Origin of the sequence: Micromonospora sp. NBC_00898, from assembly GCF_045207895.1 — a bacterium.
GTDB lineage: Bacteria > Actinomycetota > Actinomycetes > Mycobacteriales > Micromonosporaceae > Micromonospora.
In genome coordinates, this window is sequence record NZ_CP108775.1 from 1,572,987 (window position 1) to 1,588,525 (window position 15,539).

Sequence of the window (15,539 nt, forward strand, 5' to 3'; positions counted from 1 at the left end):
CCGGCACCGGCGATGGCCCATCCCGACACCGGCCTCCGGGCCGATCCCGGATCCTTCCGCGACCCGAGCAACCGGGTCTTCCATCGCGACGGCGAGGTGCTGCGCGGTCTCGACCCGCGGGCGACCGCGGACTGGCGGGCCCTGGCGGCCAGCGGCTTCTTCCGCGCCCTGCTGGCCGAGGCGAAGGTGTGCGGCACCGAGGAGGTCAGCGCGACGCCGCCCTGGTCCGCGGTGCTCCGGCACGAGCGGATCCCGTTCGTCTCGCATCCCTACGAGTGGTCGTTCGGGATGCTGCGCGACGCCGCGCTGCTGCACCTGGCGATCTTGCGCGCGGCACTCGACGACGGTTTCACCACCAAGGACGGCTCGGCGTACAACCTCCAATGGCGGGGCGCGGCGCCGGTCTTCATCGACGTCGGCTCGTTCGAGCCGCATTGCGAGGGCGAGCCGTGGGCCGGGTACCGCCAGTTCTGCCAGACGCTGCTCTACCCGCTGCTGCTCCAGGCCCACCTCGGCGTGGACTTCCAGCCCTGGCTGCGGGCCCGGGTCGACGGTCTCGAACCGGACCAGATGCGCCGGTTCTTCCGCGGCGCCCGCCGGCTGCTGCCCGGCGTGCTGACCCACGTGCACCTGCACGGCGCGATGCAGCAGCGGCACGCGCGCTCCACCACCACCGACGTACGGGCCCAGCTGCGCGACGCCGGCTACTCCCGGGAGCTGGCGGCGGCGACCGTACGCGGCATCGAGAAGCTGGTCCGCCGCCTGGAGCGCCCGCCGGGCGGCAGCCACTGGTCGGACTATCAGCGGACCTGCGGCTACTCGACGCAGGACCGGCAGGCCAAGGAGCGGTTCGTCGAGGAGGCGATGACCGGCGCGGGCAGCCCGGCGCTGGCACTGGACCTGGGCGCCAACGACGGCCGGTACGCCCGGATAGCCGCCCGGCACGCCGGGTACGTGGTCGCGGTCGAGCAGGACCCGGCGGTGGTCGACGCGCTCTACCGGGCGCTGCGGGCCGAGCGGGAGCGGCGGATCCTGCCGCTGGTGATGGATCTCGCCGACCCCTCGCCCGGCGGCGGCTGGCGCGGTGTCGAGCGGGCCGGCTTCGCCGAGCGGGCCCGCGCCGACGTGGTGCTCGCCCTTGCCGTGGTGCACCACCTGGCGATCGGGCGGAACGTGCCGCTGGCGGAGGTGGTCGACCAGCTCGCCGGACTGGGCGGCCCCGGCGCCGCGCTGGTGGTGGAGTTCGTCCACCCCGAGGATCCGATGGCTCGCCGGCTGCTCGCCAACAAGCCGGACGGGCTCTTCCCCGACTACCGGCGGGACGCCTTCGAGCGGCTGCTCGGGGCGCGCTGCCGGATCATCCGCAGCGCGGAGCTGCCGTCCGGCACCCGGACCCTCTACCAGGCGGTGGTGGGTGGCTGAGGGCACGCTCGCGCCACCCGACGTCCGACCCGTACCCGCCGAGCCGGCCCGGCCGGGGCGACCCTGGCGGGCGGAGCTGGGCCGGCTGCTCGAAGTGGTGGCTCTGGTCGGGCTGGTGGTCACCCAGCCGCTGCTGGACGTGCTCGGCCGCAGCCCCGACTTCTTCCTGTTCCACCGCGCCGGGCGCGGCGACATCCTGCTCCTGGTGGCGCTGATCGCGATCGTGCCGACGCTGCCGTTCGCGCTCCTCGGCGCGGTCAGCCTGGCCGCCGGGCGGATCGCCCGGTCGGCGGTGCACACGCTGCTCGTCGGGCTGCTGCTGGCCGCGCTCGCCGTCCAGGTCGGCCGGCACGGCACACCGCTGCGGGGCGTACCGCTGCTGCTGGTCGCCGTCCTGGCCGGCGCGGCCGGGGCGGCGGCGCACCGGCGCTGGCGGGGGCCCGGCCGGGTGCTGCGGGTGGCGGCGCTCGGACCGCCGGTCTTCGTCGGCCTGTTCCTCTTCGCGTCGCCGGCCTCGGCGGTGGTGCTGCCCCGCACGCACGCCGGCGCCGCCGGGGTGGCCGGCCCGGGTGCCCACCCGCCGGTGGTCATGATCGTCCTGGACGAGCTGCCGCTGGTCTCGCTGCTCGGCGCGGACGGGAAGATCGACGCTGCTCGCTACCCGCACTTCGCCGAGCTGGCCCAGGGTTCCACCTGGTACCGCAACGCCACCGGGGTCAGCGGCTGGACCCCGTACGCGCTGCCGGCCATGCTCACCGGCCGCTACCCGGCCGAGCCGCTCGCCCCGCACTACTCGCAGTACCCGGACAACCTCTTCACCGCCCTCGGCGGGCTGTACGACGTCGAGGCCGAGGAGAGCATCACCCGGCTCTGCCCGCCCAGCCGCTGCGAGCAGCCGGCCAGCCCCGAGCAGGGGCTCGGCGTGCTGGTCCGGGAGAGCGGCAAGCTGCTGCGCCAGGTCACCGCCCCGGTCGACAGCCGGATCGACCCGGAGGACTCCTACCGCGAGCTGACCCGGGCCGAGGCGGGCCTGGACGCCGCCGAGCCGGTTCCGGCCGACCCGAAGTTCCGCTGGGACACCCTCGACGACAATCAGCCCGCCCGCTTCACCAGCTTCCTGGCCGGGCTGCGCCCGTCGTCCCGCCCCACCCTGCACTTCCTGCACCTGCTGATGCCGCACTCGCCGTGGGTTTACCTGCCGTCCGGGGCGCACTACGCGGCACCGGAGGACCTGCCCAACGACGGCGCCGGCTGGGTGGACCTGGCCCGGCAGCGGCACCTCGCCCAGCTCGGCTACACCGACCGGCTGATCGGCGAGACGCTGCGCACGCTGCGCGCCACCGGTCTCTACGACAAGGCCCTCGTCCTGGTCACCGCCGACCACGGGGTGAGCTTCCGCAAGGACTGGCAGGGCCGGGGGATGGACGCGATCGAGCACGCCGCCGACCAGGTGGCCTGGGTGCCGATGTTCGTCAAGGAGCCCGGTCAGCGCGCCGGGCGGGTGGACGACCGCAACTGGGAGCACGTCGACCTGCTGCCCACCATCGCCGACGAGACCCACATCAGGATCCCGTGGCGGATGGACGGCCGGTCGGCCCGGCAGGCCCCGCGCGAGCGCGCCGACAAGCGCTTCTACGACCGCCCTGCCCAGCCGGTGACCATCACCGGCGGGGTGCCGTCGCCGCCGGCCACCCCGGCCCCGAGTCCGCTGGTCGGCACCCGGGTGGGGGACCGGCCGGCCGGCGGTACCGCGAGGGTGGCGAACCTCGCCGCGTTCCGCGCCGTCGACCCGGTCCACGGCGAGCTGCCGGCGCTGGTCTGGGGGACCGTGCCCGCCGCCGTGCCGGACGGGACGATGCTGGCGGTGGCGGTCAACGGCACGATCGGCGCGGTCGTCCCGGTGGTGCCGCCCGACCGGGGTGGTCGGCGGTTCGCGGCGCTGCTGCCCGACGACCGGCTCTTCACCCCCGGCGCCAACCGCCTCGACGTGTACCGGGTGGGCGCCGACGGCGCGCTGCGTCGGCTCGCCCTCTCCTGAGACCCGTCCCGGCCGGCCCCCGAGGTGGGTGAGGGCGATCATGCACAGGGTTTCCCAGCCGGCAAGTCGGGAATCGGGTGACGCATACCTCACCGCGCAACCATGACGAGCGGTGTCCCCGATACCGCGATTACGGTAAAAGCGAAGGCAATTCAACGAAGATCTTGCCGGCGAAGCGAGGAACACATGACGGAAGTCAAGCTCGACCACCCCGGTGGGCAGCTGTCGATGCCGGTGCAGTCCGCGGTCGAGGGCCCCGCCGGCATCGGGGTGAGCCACCTGCTCAAGGAAACCGGGATGACCACCTACGACCCCGGTTTCGTCAACACCGCGTCCTGCTCGTCCGCGATCACCTACATCGATGGTGACGCGGGCATCCTCCGGTACCGGGGGTACCCGATCGAGCAGCTGGCCGAGAAGTCCTCCTTCCTGGAGGTCTCCTACCTGCTGATCTACGGTGAGCTGCCGACCCAGCAGCAGCTGACCGAGTTCAGCGAGCGGATCCGGCGGCACTCGCTGCTGCACGAGGAGATGCGCCGCTTCTTCGACGGCTTCCCGCGCGACGCCCACCCGATGGCCGTGCTGTCGTCGGCGGTCAGCGCGATCTCGACCTTCTACCAGGACAGCCTGGACCCGTTCGACTCCGAGCACGTGGAGATGTCCACGGTCCGGCTGATGGCGAAGGTCCCCACCATCGCCTCGTACGCCTACAAGAAGTCGATCGGTCAGCCGCTGCTGTACCCGGACAACTCGCTGGGCTATGTGGAGAACTTCCTCCGGATGACCTTCGGCGTCCCGGCGGAGCCGTACGAGGTCGACCCGGTGATGGCCCGCGTGCTGGACATGCTGTTCATCCTGCACGCCGACCACGAGCAGAACTGCTCGACCTCGACCGTGCGGCTGGTCGGTTCCAGCAACGCCAACCTCTTCGCCTCGGTCTCGGCCGGTGTGAACGCCCTCTTCGGCCCGCTGCACGGTGGCGCCAATCAGGCCGTGCTGGAGATGCTCCAGAAGATCAAGGCCGATGGCGGCGACGTCCGCTCCTTCGTGCAGAAGGTGAAGGGCAAGCAGGACGGCGTGAAGCTGATGGGCTTCGGCCACCGGGTCTACAAGAACTACGACCCGCGCGCGGCGATCGTGAAGAAGGCGGCGCAGGACGTGCTGGGCCGGATGGCCAAGCCGGACCCGCTGCTGGACATCGCGATGGAGCTGGAGGAGATCGCCCTCGCCGACGACTTCTTCGTCTCCCGCCGGCTCTACCCGAACGTGGACTTCTACACCGGCCTGATCTACAAGGCCATGGGCTTCCCGACGAAGATGTTCACGGTGCTCTTCGCCCTGGGCCGGCTCCCCGGCTGGATCGCCCAGTGGCGCGAGATGATCAACGATCCGGAGACCAAGATCGGCCGCCCGCGGCAGATCTACACCGGCTACCCGGAGCGGAACTACCCGCCGGCCGCGGAGCGCTGACCCCGGTCCGGACGACGAAGGCCGTCGACCCCGCGTGGGGTCGGCGGCCTTTTCGCGTACGGGCGCGGCGACCAGTCGGAGGAAGGCGGCGTTCTTGACAGTCCTGCCGGAGGTGGCAACCATCGACGGCAGGAGGCTGGCATGCAGAACATCGACGTGGACCAGCTGAAGAGGGTGCTGTCGGCCGAGAAGGCGCGGGCCGCGGCGGACGCCGGACGCCTCCGGGCCGTGGCCCGCTCAGTGCGGCGGGTGCGGCCGGGCCCGGACTTCCAGTCGCGCAGCCGACGGGTGCTGGAGCGGGCCTTCCAGACGGAGATGCCGGACGCGGCCCGGTACTTCGGCGCCGCCGAGGAAGCCTTCCGGCAGGGGCTCCGCGACCGTCGGACGGCGCTGGACGTGCTCGCCACCGCCCCGCCCCCGGTCGACCCGACCTCCACGCTGCTGGAGACGCCGTTCCTGATCTGGGGACTGAGCGCCGGCACGGAGGGGTCGAGCCTGCGGTACGACGGCCACATCGAGGCCGGGAACAGCTGGGCGAAGATCGCCACGTACTTCGACTCGGACGACGACTTCCTCAGCTACGACGAGGTCGACTTCTACTTCTTCTGGCAGAACGACGGCGACACCGACACCGTGGTCAACGTCCGCTCCGCGCTGAGGGTCGACGGCATCCTGCACGCGTGGGCGGACGCCGGGTGGCTCTGGTCGCCGTGGCCGGGGGCGAACACCTTCGGGCACAGCACCGCGTACGCCCAGGCGCGGCTCGCCCTGCTGCAATGGTGGGACCAGCCGCCCACCCGGCCCCTGCCGCAGGCCGACCAGGTCAACGACGTCGAGTCGTTGTCGGTCAGCGGGGGTTGGCAGCTGCTCGGCAAGCCCGGGCGGCACGAGACGGAGATGGTGTCCGACATCCCGCACCTCGCCTACGACACCTTCCGGGTGCCGGCCGGGGCGGTGGCGGTGTTCGAGGTCGGTCTGCGCACGGGGTTCGGCGGATACAACGGGGGCGGGTCCGCGGACTTCGAGACCGGGGACTTCCGGGTCGTCTGCCCGTACGTGCAGCTCGAGTTCGCGACCGCCCCACCGGTGGCGGGTCCCTGACCACCCCCACCGGTGGATCCGGCGCGCCTGCGTCGACGTCGTCCCGCGCCGGGTCAGCGCAGACCGGCGGCGGCGAGGAGGTTGCCCACCGGCATGGGGGGCAGGGCCCGGCCGAGGGTCATCCCGTGCTCGGCGCGTTCCGCGGTGAAGTGGGGGTCGTTGGCGATCGCGGCGGCGTAGGTGGTGGCGGTGCGGGCGGCGATGGCCGACCAGCCGTACTGCTCGTGGACCATGGTGCGGGCGCGGCGGGCCAGCGCTTGGGCCCGCACCCGGTCCGACAGCAGCGCGTGCACGGCCTCGGTCAGGCCGTCCGGGTCCTGCGGGGCGAAGGTCATCCCGGTCACCCCGGGCTCGACGATCTCGGCGAGGCCGCCGGTGCGGGCCACCGCCAGGGGCGCGCCGGCCGCCGCGCCCTCCAAGGCGACCATGCCGAACGGCTCGTAGATGCTCGGCACCGTGAAGCAGTCCGAGGCGGCCAGCACCGCGGGCAGCTCGGCCCCGCCGAGGAAGCCGGGCATGCTCACCGCGCCGCCCAGGCCGAGCCGGTGCACCTCGGCCTCGAGGGCCGACTTGTACGGCCCGTCGCCGACGATCACCGCGCGCAGCCCGGGGTGCCGCTCGCGCAGCCGGGGCAGCCCGGCGAGCAGGTGCTGCACGCCCTTCTCGTAGACCAGCCGGCCGGCGAAGGTGACCAGCGGGCCGTCCCCGGCGAACCGGGCCCGGGCGGCGGCGACCGCGGCCACCGGCGCCAGCCAGCGCTGCGGCTCGACGCCGTTGGGCACCACGTCGACGCGGCCGGCCGGCACGCCGAAGAGCGCGCCCACCTCATCGCGCATGTAGCCGGAACAGACGATCACCCGGCCGGACTCGGCGGCCAGCCACTGCTCGACGCCGTGGATGGTGCGGTTCATCTCCGCCGGCAGCCAGCCCTGGTGCCGGCCGGCCTCCGTGGCGTGGATGGTGCTGACCAGCGGCACGTCCAGGTGCTCGCGCAGGGTCATCGCGGTGTGCGCGACCAGCCAGTCGTGGGCGTGGATGACGTCGTAGGCGCCGGACTCGGCGGCCCGCAGGGCCGCCCGGGTCAGCGTGTGGTTGAACGCCATCGTCCACGCGAGGAGGGACCCGGTGGCGAGCGGGAAGGTGACCGGGTCCTCGGCGGCGCGGACGATCCGGACGCCGTCGGCGTACTCCTCCAGCGGCGCGCCCTCGGCGTGCCGGGTGACCACGGTGACCTCGTGGCCGGCGGCGGCCAGGGCCACCGACAGCGCGTGCACGTGCCGGCCGAGCCCACCCACCAGCACCGGCGGGTACTCCCAGGAGAGCATCAGGATGCGGCGGGTGCGCGGCGGCACGCCGGCGCCGGGGGTCTGCTGCGGGATCTGGGGCCGGGAGGTCAGGGTGGGCCGGTGGGGCCGGTCCGTGGCGGTGGCGGGCTGCTCGCCGACCCGCAGGGTGGTCACATCAATCTCCGTCCATGCACGAAGGGTCGCGCCGGCAACGGTGGCGGCGGAAAGAGGGGGGTGGGGTGGCCGAGAGGCCGAGCGGACCCGCCCACGCGGACGTGTCCGCATCAAGCAAAGGGCATCGGGCGGTCCGGCGCATCTCGAAAAGGCCTATCGTGACCGAAGACACCCAAAGGCTCGGCGAAGCTCAGGTGGGTGGATATCGGGTGCCCCTCCGGTCGGGTGGATTGGCCACTTCGGCGACGGGGCATTAGCGGCGTGCGCATCGGCGGCCCGCCCGTCCGGTGCGCTCATGATCATGTGCCGAAGGAGCGACATGCAGGTCTGGCCGGGCGAGAGCTATCCCCTGGGCGCCACCTACGACGGGATGGGGACCAACTTCGCGATCTTCTCCGAGGTGGCCGAGAAGATCGAGCTCTGCCTGTTCGACGAGTGGGACACCGGCGCCGAGCGGCGGGTCGAGCTGCGCGAGGTCGACGCCTACGTCTGGCACGCGTACATCCCGGGCATCGAGCCGGGCCAGCGCTACGGCTACCGCGTGCACGGCCCGTACGACCCGGCCGACGGGGTGCGCTGCAACCCGCACAAGCTGCTGCTCGACCCGTACGCCAAGGCGGTCGACGGTGAGGTCACCTGGGACCCGGCCGGCTACGACTACGTGCTCGGCGAGCCGGATCGGATGTCGGAGGTCGACTCGGCGCCGTTCATGCCGAAGTCGGTGGTGGTCAACCCGTACTTCGACTGGGGCAACGACAAGCCGCCGCGGATCCCGTACCACCACTCGGTGATCTACGAGGCGCACGTGCGCGGGCTGACCATGCGCCATCCCGACATCCCCGAGGAGCTGCGGGGCACGTACGCGGCGATCGCCTCGCCGGTGATGATCGACTACTTCAAGCAGCTCGGGGTGACCGCGGTCGAGCTGATGCCGGTGCACGAGTTCGTGCACGACCACCGCCTGGCCGACCTGGGGCTGCGCAACTACTGGGGCTACAACACCATCGGCTTCTTCGCCCCGCACCACGGCTACTCCGCGCTGGGCCGCCTCGGCCAGCAGGTGCAGGAGTTCCGCGGCATGGTCAAGGCGCTGCACGCCGCCGGCATCGAGGTGATCCTCGACGTGGTCTACAACCACACCGCCGAGGGCAACCACCTGGGCCCGACACTCAGCTTCAAGGGCGTCGACACCGCCAGCTACTACCGCCTGAGCGAGTCCGACCGGCGCTACTTCGTCGACTACACCGGCACCGGCAACAGCCTCAACGTGCGCAGCCCGCACTCGCTCCAACTGATCATGGATTCGCTGCGCTACTGGGTGACCGAGATGCACGTCGACGGCTTCCGCTTCGACCTCGCCGCCACCCTGGCCCGCGAGTTCTACGAGGTCGACCGCCTCTCCACCTTCTTCGAGGTGGTGCAGCAGGACCCCGTGGTCAGCCAGGTCAAGCTGATCGCCGAGCCGTGGGACGTCGGCCCCGGCGGCTACCAGGTCGGCAACTTCCCGCCGCAGTGGACCGAGTGGAACGGCAAGTACCGGGACACCGTGCGGGACTTCTGGCGCGGCGAGCCGGCCATCCTGGCCGAGTTCGCCTCCCGGATCTCCGGCTCCGCCGACCTCTACCAGGACGACGGCCGCCGCCCGTTCCACAGCATCAACTTCGTCACCTGCCACGACGGCTTCACCCTCAACGACCTGGTGTCGTACAACGACAAGCACAACCAGGCCAACGGCGAGGAGAACCGGGACGGCGAGAGCCACAACCGGTCCTGGAACTGCGGGGTCGAGGGGGAGACCGACGACCCCGCGGTGCTGCCCCTGCGGGCCCGGCAGCGGCGCAACTTCCTGGCCACCCTGGTGCTCTCCCAGGGCGTGCCGATGATCGGTCACGGCGACGAGCTGGGCCGCACCCAGCACGGCAACAACAACGCGTACTGCCAGGACAGCGAACTCGCCTGGGTCGACTGGGACCGGGCCGACACCGAGCTGCTCGGGTTCGTCCGGCGGCTCACCGACTTCCGTGCCCGCCACCAGGTGTTCCGCCGCCGCCGGTTCTTCACCGGGTTGCCTGTCGGCGGCCGGGCCGCCGGGTCCGGCCTGCCGGACCTGGCCTGGTACACCCCCGACGGCCGGGAGATGACCGGCGAGGACTGGGGCAACGACTTCGGCCGCTCGGTGGCCCTCTTCGTCAACGGCGACGGCATCCCGGAACGCGGCCAGTACGGCCAGCGCCACCGGGACGACTCGTTCCTGCTGCTGTTCAACGCGCACGACGCGCCGCTGGACTTCACCCTGCCCGGGGAGGAGTTCGGGCAGCGGTGGGAGCTGGTGATCAGCACCGCGGAACCGGATCCGGAGAAGACCACGCTGGTGGAGGCGGGCGGCACGGTCTGCGTGCCCGACCGCTCCCTGCTGGTCCTGGAGAGGACGGCCTGACATGCCCGACACCCCCCGACCCGACGTGACGACGGCAGCGACGACGGGGGTCGGGTCGACCTACCGCATCCAGGTCCGCCCCGGCTTCGACCTCAACGCCACCGCCGGGCTCGCCGACTACCTCGCCGACCTCGGCATCACCCACCTCTACAGCGCGCCGCTGCTCACCGCCACGCCCGGCTCCGCGCACGGCTACGACGTGGTCGACCACCGGGCGGTCAACCCGGAGCTCGGCGGCGAGGCCGGCCGGCAGCGGCTGGTCCGCGCCCTGCGCGCCGCCGGCCTCGGCCTGGTCGTGGACATCGTGCCGAACCACGCCGGGGTGGCCCGACCGGAGGCCAACCCGGCCTGGTGGGACGTGCTGCGCCGGGGCCGGGACTCGGCGTACGCGGACTGGTTCGACATCGACTGGGACCGCGGCCGGCTGCTGCTGCCGGTGCTCGCCGACACCCCCGACGCCCTCGACGACCTCAAGGTCGTCGAGGGGGAGCTGCGCTACCACGAGCACCGCTTCCCGATCACGGACGGCACCGGCGCGGGCACCCCGCGGGAGGTGCACGACCGGCAGCACTACGAGCTGATCTCCTGGCGGCGCGGCGACACCGAGCTGACGTACCGCCGGTTCTTCGCCGTCTCCGACCTGGCCGGCCTGCGGGTGGAGGACCCGGCGGTCTTCGCCGCCACCCACGCGGAGATCCTGCGCTGGGTGGACGCGGGCGAGGTGGACGGCATCCGGGTCGACCACCCCGACGGGCTGCGCGACCCCGCCGGCTACCTGGCCCGGCTGCGCGCCGCCGCGCCGGCCGCGTGGCTGCTGGTGGAGAAGATCCTCGAGTACGGCGAGGAGCTGCCGGACTGGTCGGTCGACGGCACCACCGGCTACGACGCCCTCGCCGCCGTCTGCGGGCTCTTCGTCGACGGGCGCGCCGAAGGCGACTTCACCGCCCTGGACACCCGGCTCACCGGGCACCTCACCTCGTGGGAGAACCTGATCCACGACAGCAAGCTGGCCGCCGCCACCCGGCTGCTGGCCGCCGAGCTGAGCCGGCTCGCCGCGCTCGTCCCCGAGCTGCCCCCCGAGCAGGCCCGGGCGGCGCTGGCCGAGCTGGCCGCCTGCTTCCCGGTCTACCGCGGCTACCCGCCGGCGGGCGCCCGGCACCTGGCCGCCGCCCGGTCGGAGGCCGGCCGCCGCCGCCCCGACCTGACCGCCACCCTGGACGCGGTCACCGCCCGGCTGCGCGACCCCGGCCACGAGCTGGCCGCGCGTTTCCCGCAGCTCACCGGCGCGGTGATGGCCAAGGGCGTGGAGGACACCGCCTACTACCGGTGGAGCCGGTTCGTGGCGCTCAACGAGGTGGGCGGCAGCCCCGCCCACTTCGGCGTGCCGCCGGCGGAGTTCCACCGCTTCGCCGCCGCCCGGCAGGTCCGCTGGCCGGCCAGCATGACCACCCTGTCCACCCACGACACCAAGCGCGGTGAGGACGTGCGCGCCCGGCTCGCCGTGCTGTCCGAGCTGCCGGACCGTTGGGCCGAGCGGGTGGCGGACTGGATGTCTCGCGCGCCGCTGGCCGACCCCGCCTTCGCCCACCTGCTCTGGCAGACCGCCGCCGGGGCCTGGCCCATCGAGCGGGACCGGCTGCACGCGTACGTGGAAAAGGCCGCCCGCGAGGCGTCGGTCTCCACCAGCTGGGCCGACCCCGATCCGGGCTTCGAGCGCGAGCTGCACGCCCTGGTCGACCGGATGTACGACGACCCGGAGCTGCACGCCGAGATCACCGCGTTCGCCGCCGAGATCACCCCGGCCGGCTGGGCCAACGCGCTCGGCCAGAAGCTGGTCCAGCTCGCCATGCCCGGTGTGCCGGACACCTACCAGGGCACCGAACTCTGGGAGAACTCGCTGGTCGACCCGGACAACCGCCGGCCGGTCGACTTCGCCGTACGCCGGGACCTGCTGGCCCGGCTCGACGCCGGCTGGCGGCCCGAGGTGGCCGCCGACGGCGCGGCCAAGCTGCTCGTGGTGTCCCGGACGCTGCGGCTGCGCCGGGACCGCCCCGAGCTGTTCGCCGGCTACCGCCCGGTGCCGGCGCACGGCCCGGCCGGGACGCACGCGGTCGCCTTCGACCGGGGCGGCGCGATCGCGGTGGCCACCCGGCTGCCGCTGCACCTCGCCGGGGCCGGCGGCTGGCGCGACACAACCCTGTCACTTCCTGTTCATCCGGTGACTGACATGTTCACCGGTCGGGTCTACAGTGGCTCTGAGCTGCTGATGCATGATCTGCTGAGCACCTATCCCGTCGCCCTGCTGGCTCCCACCGACTCCGTGGAGGCTGCCGCATGACCGAGTTCACGGTGTGGGCACCCGAGTCCGCCCGGGTCCGGCTGCGCCTGCCCGGCGCCGCCGACCACGAGATGCGCTCCGGCCCGGGCGGCTGGTGGCGGGTCGAGGTGCCGGGCACCGGGCCGGGCACCGACTACGCGTTCCTCCTCGACGACGACGACCGGGCCCTGCCCGACCCGCGCTCGGCCTGGCAGCCCGCGGGGGTGCACGGGCCCAGCCGGCGCTACGACCACGCCGCCTACCGCTGGACCGACCAGGGCTGGACCGGCCGGCAACTGTCTGGCAGCGTCCTCTACGAGCTGCACGTCGGCACGTTCACCCCGGAAGGCACCTTCGACACCGCGATCGGCCGCCTCGACCACCTGGTCGACCTCGGCGTGGACATGATCGAGCTGCTGCCGGTCAACGCCTTCAACGGCGAGCACAACTGGGGCTACGACGGGGTCTGCTGGTACGCCCCGCACCAGCCGTACGGCGGGCCCGACGGGCTCAAACGCCTGGTCGACGCCGCGCACGCCAAGGGGCTGGGGGTGATCCTCGACGTCGTCTACAACCATTTCGGGCCCTCCGGGGCCTACGCGCCGATGTTCGCGCCGTACCTCAGCGAGCAGAGCAACCCCTGGGGTCGCACCGTCAACCTCGACGGCCCGCACTCCGACGGGGTGCGCCGCTACATCATCGACAGCGTGCTGATGTGGCTGCGCGACTACCACGTCGACGGGCTGCGGCTGGACGCCGTGCATGCCATGCCGGACTCCCGCGCCACCCACTTCCTGGACGAGGTGGCCGTCGAGGTGGAGGCCCTCTCCACCCACCTGGGCCGGCCGCTGTCGCTGATCGCCGAGTCCGACCTCAACGACCCGAAGCTGATCACTCCGAGGGAGGCCGGCGGTTACGGCCTGCACGCCCAGTGGAACGACGACGCCCACCACGCCCTGCACAGCCTGCTCACCGGCGAACGGCAGGGCTACTACGGCGACTTCGGCTCGCTGGAGTGCCTCGCCGACGTGCTGACCGGCGCGTTCTTCCACGCCGGCACCTGGTCCAGCTTCCGCAACCGCAGCCACGGCCGGCCCGTCGACCGGCAGCGCACCCCGGGACACCGGTTCGTGGCGTACCTGCAGAACCACGACCAGATCGGCAACCGGGCCACCGGCGACCGGATCTCCGCGACGATCTCCCCGGCGCTGCTGCGGGTCGGCGCCACCCTGCTGCTGACCGCCCCGTTCACCCCGATGCTGTTCATGGGGGAGGAGTGGGCGGCCAGCACCCCGTGGCAGTTCTTCACCAGCCACCCGGAGCCGGAGGTCGCCACCGCGGTGGCGACCGGCCGGAAGCGGGAGTTCGCGGCGCACGGCTGGCCGCCCGGGGACGTGCCCGACCCGCAGGACCCGCAGACCTTCGTCCGGTCCCGGCTGGACTGGGCCGAGCTGGACAAGCCCGAGCACCGGGAGATGTACGACTTCTACCGGCGGCTGATCGCCCTGCGCAAGAGCCGTCCGGACCTGTCCGACCCGCGGCTGCACGCGGTCGACGTCCGGCACGGCGACCAGTTCCTGCTGATGCGCCGGGGCGAGTGCCTGGTGGTGGCGAACCTGGCCGGCAGGTCGCAGCGGATCAACCTGCCCGGCGTGGTGCGCAGGGTGCTGCTGGCCACCGGCACCGGGGTCACCGTGATGCGCGACGGGATCGAGCTGCCGCCGGAGTCGGCCGCGATCGTCGCCCTCTGACCGGGTCGGTCCGCCTGCGACACCGCCGGGGCCGCCGGCCGGCCGCGCCGCCGCTACCGGTCCGGGGCGCGCCAGAAGGCGGCGGGCAGCGCGGTCACGCCCCGAGCCGCCTCGTCGTATTCGGCGGCGACGGGGAGCAGTCCCTGGTAGACCGGATCGCCGCCGTCGGCGAGCCGGCGGATGACGCCGGCGTTCATCCGGGCCCGCGCGGCGACGGCGGCACCGAAGGCCGCCCGGTCGTCGTCGTAGCCGTACGCGTCGAGGAGCAGATGCAGCCGTTCCCGCCGCTGGTCGCCGGTGAAGCCGAGCGTCGCGACAACCTCAGGCGGGCGCAACGGCACCCAGCAGAGGGCGGCGAACGCGAGATCGCGTTCCCGGGAGGACGGGCCGGCGGTGTCCCAGTCGACGAACCCGACGAGCCGGCCGTCACGCCAGACGGCGTTGTGCGGCCCGGCGTCGTGGTGACCGACGACGAGCCCGGGCTGCCACCCCTGACGGCTGAACCACCGGGCGTCCGAGGCCGGCACGAACGAGGTGGTCGCGTCGTGCAGCCGCCTCATCCAGCCGCCCACCTGCCGCAGCGCCTCGGTGGAGCGGGCCCACGACGGCCACGGCACCCGGTCCCCGACCGTCTCCCCGTCCAGGTGGCTCAGCACCTCCCGGCCCTGCTCGTCGACGCCGAGCACCCGGGGCGCCTCGGCGAACCCGACAGCCTCGAGATGCCGCAGCACCGCGTGCACCGCCGGGGTCCACGGCTGCGCCGGCCGGCGTACCGTGTCGCCGACCCGCACCGCGCCCAGGACCCGCCCGCCGGGCATCCGCTGCTCCGTCATGCCGCCGTTCTACTCCGACGACACGGTCGTCAGCATCTCGATTTCCGCCTGTCGCCGCAGTCGGCGGACCGGCCGGGCGGCGGCCCGGTCGCCGAGCGGCTACCGTCCGGAGGATGGAGCACGGCTACCCTCCGGTGTCCGTCGCCGGGACCGTCCACGAGGTCGATGGGATCGTCGTCCGGCTGCGCCCGCCCGCCGAGCCGGATCTGGCGATGTTCCGTCGGTTCGCCGTCGAGCCGGGCCTGATCGGGCTGGACTGGGGTGGTTTCCGGGACCCGGCCGCGCCCGCCCGCCGCTTCGCCGACGACGGTTACCTCGGTGCGGAGGACGGCCGGCTGATCGTCCAGGTGGGGCCGGACGACGTCGCGGCCGGCTTCGTCAGCTACCGGTCCGGGCTGTACGGCGGGGTGGCGAAGCACTGGGAGATCGGCATCGCCCTGCTGCCCGACTGGCGCGGCCGGGGCATCGGCTGGCGGGCCCAGGCGTTGCTCTGCGACTACCTCTTCGCGCACAGCCCCGCGCAGCGGATCCAGGCCGGCACCCACCCGGAGAACGCCGCCGAGCAGCGATCGCTGCAGAAGGCTGGCTTCCAGCTGGAGGGCGTGGTCCGCGCCTGCGAGTTCAGGGCCGGCGCCTGGCGCGACGGGTGGCTCTACAGCCGGCTGCGCGACGACCCGTCGCCCTGGGACCGTGACCGGGGCTGAGCCGGA

At 73.1% G+C, this 15,539-nt stretch carries 10 protein-coding genes; 8 read left to right on the forward strand and 2 right to left on the reverse strand.

Features of this window, described 5'->3' with window-relative positions:
* Nucleotides 1–12: 12 nt before the first annotated feature.
* The 4 genes from OG799_RS07590 to OG799_RS07605 all read left to right on the forward strand — a co-directional run bounded on the left by OG799_RS07590 (nucleotide 13) and on the right by OG799_RS07605 (nucleotide 6,031).
* On the forward strand, nucleotides 13–1,422 hold the full coding sequence (locus tag OG799_RS07590) for a methyltransferase (RefSeq protein WP_406044340.1): 1,410 nt from the start codon (nucleotides 13–15) through the stop codon (nucleotides 1,420–1,422).
* Nucleotides 1,415–3,460: a sulfatase-like hydrolase/transferase gene (locus tag OG799_RS07595; protein WP_406044341.1), complete on the forward strand. Its 2,046-nt coding sequence runs from the start codon at nucleotides 1,415–1,417 to the stop codon at nucleotides 3,458–3,460. The genes OG799_RS07590 and OG799_RS07595 overlap by 8 nt, the downstream gene beginning before the upstream one ends.
* A 186-nt stretch (nucleotides 3,461–3,646) precedes the next feature.
* Nucleotides 3,647–4,930, forward strand: coding sequence for a citrate synthase (locus tag OG799_RS07600; RefSeq protein WP_406044342.1), 1,284 nt, complete (start codon nucleotides 3,647–3,649; stop codon nucleotides 4,928–4,930).
* A gap of 141 nt (nucleotides 4,931–5,071) precedes the next feature.
* Nucleotides 5,072–6,031, forward strand: coding sequence for a hypothetical protein (locus OG799_RS07605; protein ID WP_406044343.1), 960 nt, complete (start codon nucleotides 5,072–5,074; stop codon nucleotides 6,029–6,031).
* Between the two features lie 53 nt (nucleotides 6,032–6,084).
* Here OG799_RS07605 and OG799_RS07610 read toward each other — a convergent pair whose 3' ends face one another.
* Nucleotides 6,085–7,491, reverse strand: a complete 1,407-nt coding sequence (locus OG799_RS07610; protein WP_406044344.1) for a glycosyltransferase family 4 protein — start codon at nucleotides 7,489–7,491, stop codon at nucleotides 6,085–6,087.
* A gap of 319 nt (nucleotides 7,492–7,810) precedes the next feature.
* On the opposite strand from OG799_RS07610, the gene glgX reads away from it, so the two are divergent.
* From glgX to treZ, 3 genes are read left to right on the forward strand one after another with little or no spacing between them, the layout of a single operon-like run.
* Nucleotides 7,811–9,928, forward strand: coding sequence for a glycogen debranching protein GlgX (gene glgX, locus OG799_RS07615; protein ID WP_406044345.1), 2,118 nt, complete (start codon nucleotides 7,811–7,813; stop codon nucleotides 9,926–9,928).
* 1 nt (nucleotide 9,929) lies between these two features.
* Complete coding sequence (gene treY, locus OG799_RS07620; protein ID WP_406044346.1) at nucleotides 9,930–12,266, forward strand: malto-oligosyltrehalose synthase; 2,337 nt, start codon at nucleotides 9,930–9,932, stop codon at nucleotides 12,264–12,266.
* Complete coding sequence (gene treZ, locus OG799_RS07625; protein WP_406044347.1) at nucleotides 12,263–13,996, forward strand: malto-oligosyltrehalose trehalohydrolase; 1,734 nt, start codon at nucleotides 12,263–12,265, stop codon at nucleotides 13,994–13,996. The genes treY and treZ overlap by 4 nt, the downstream gene beginning before the upstream one ends.
* Before the next feature lie 53 nt (nucleotides 13,997–14,049).
* Here the strand turns inward: treZ and OG799_RS07630 are convergent, their stop codons facing one another.
* Nucleotides 14,050–14,829: a phosphotransferase gene (locus OG799_RS07630; RefSeq protein ID WP_406044348.1), complete on the reverse strand. Its 780-nt coding sequence runs from the start codon at nucleotides 14,827–14,829 to the stop codon at nucleotides 14,050–14,052.
* A 113-nt stretch (nucleotides 14,830–14,942) separates the two neighbouring features.
* Between OG799_RS07630 and OG799_RS07635 the strand changes: the two genes are divergently transcribed.
* Complete coding sequence (locus OG799_RS07635; protein ID WP_406044349.1) at nucleotides 14,943–15,533, forward strand: GNAT family N-acetyltransferase; 591 nt, start codon at nucleotides 14,943–14,945, stop codon at nucleotides 15,531–15,533.
* The last annotated feature ends 6 nt before the right edge of the window (nucleotides 15,534–15,539 follow it).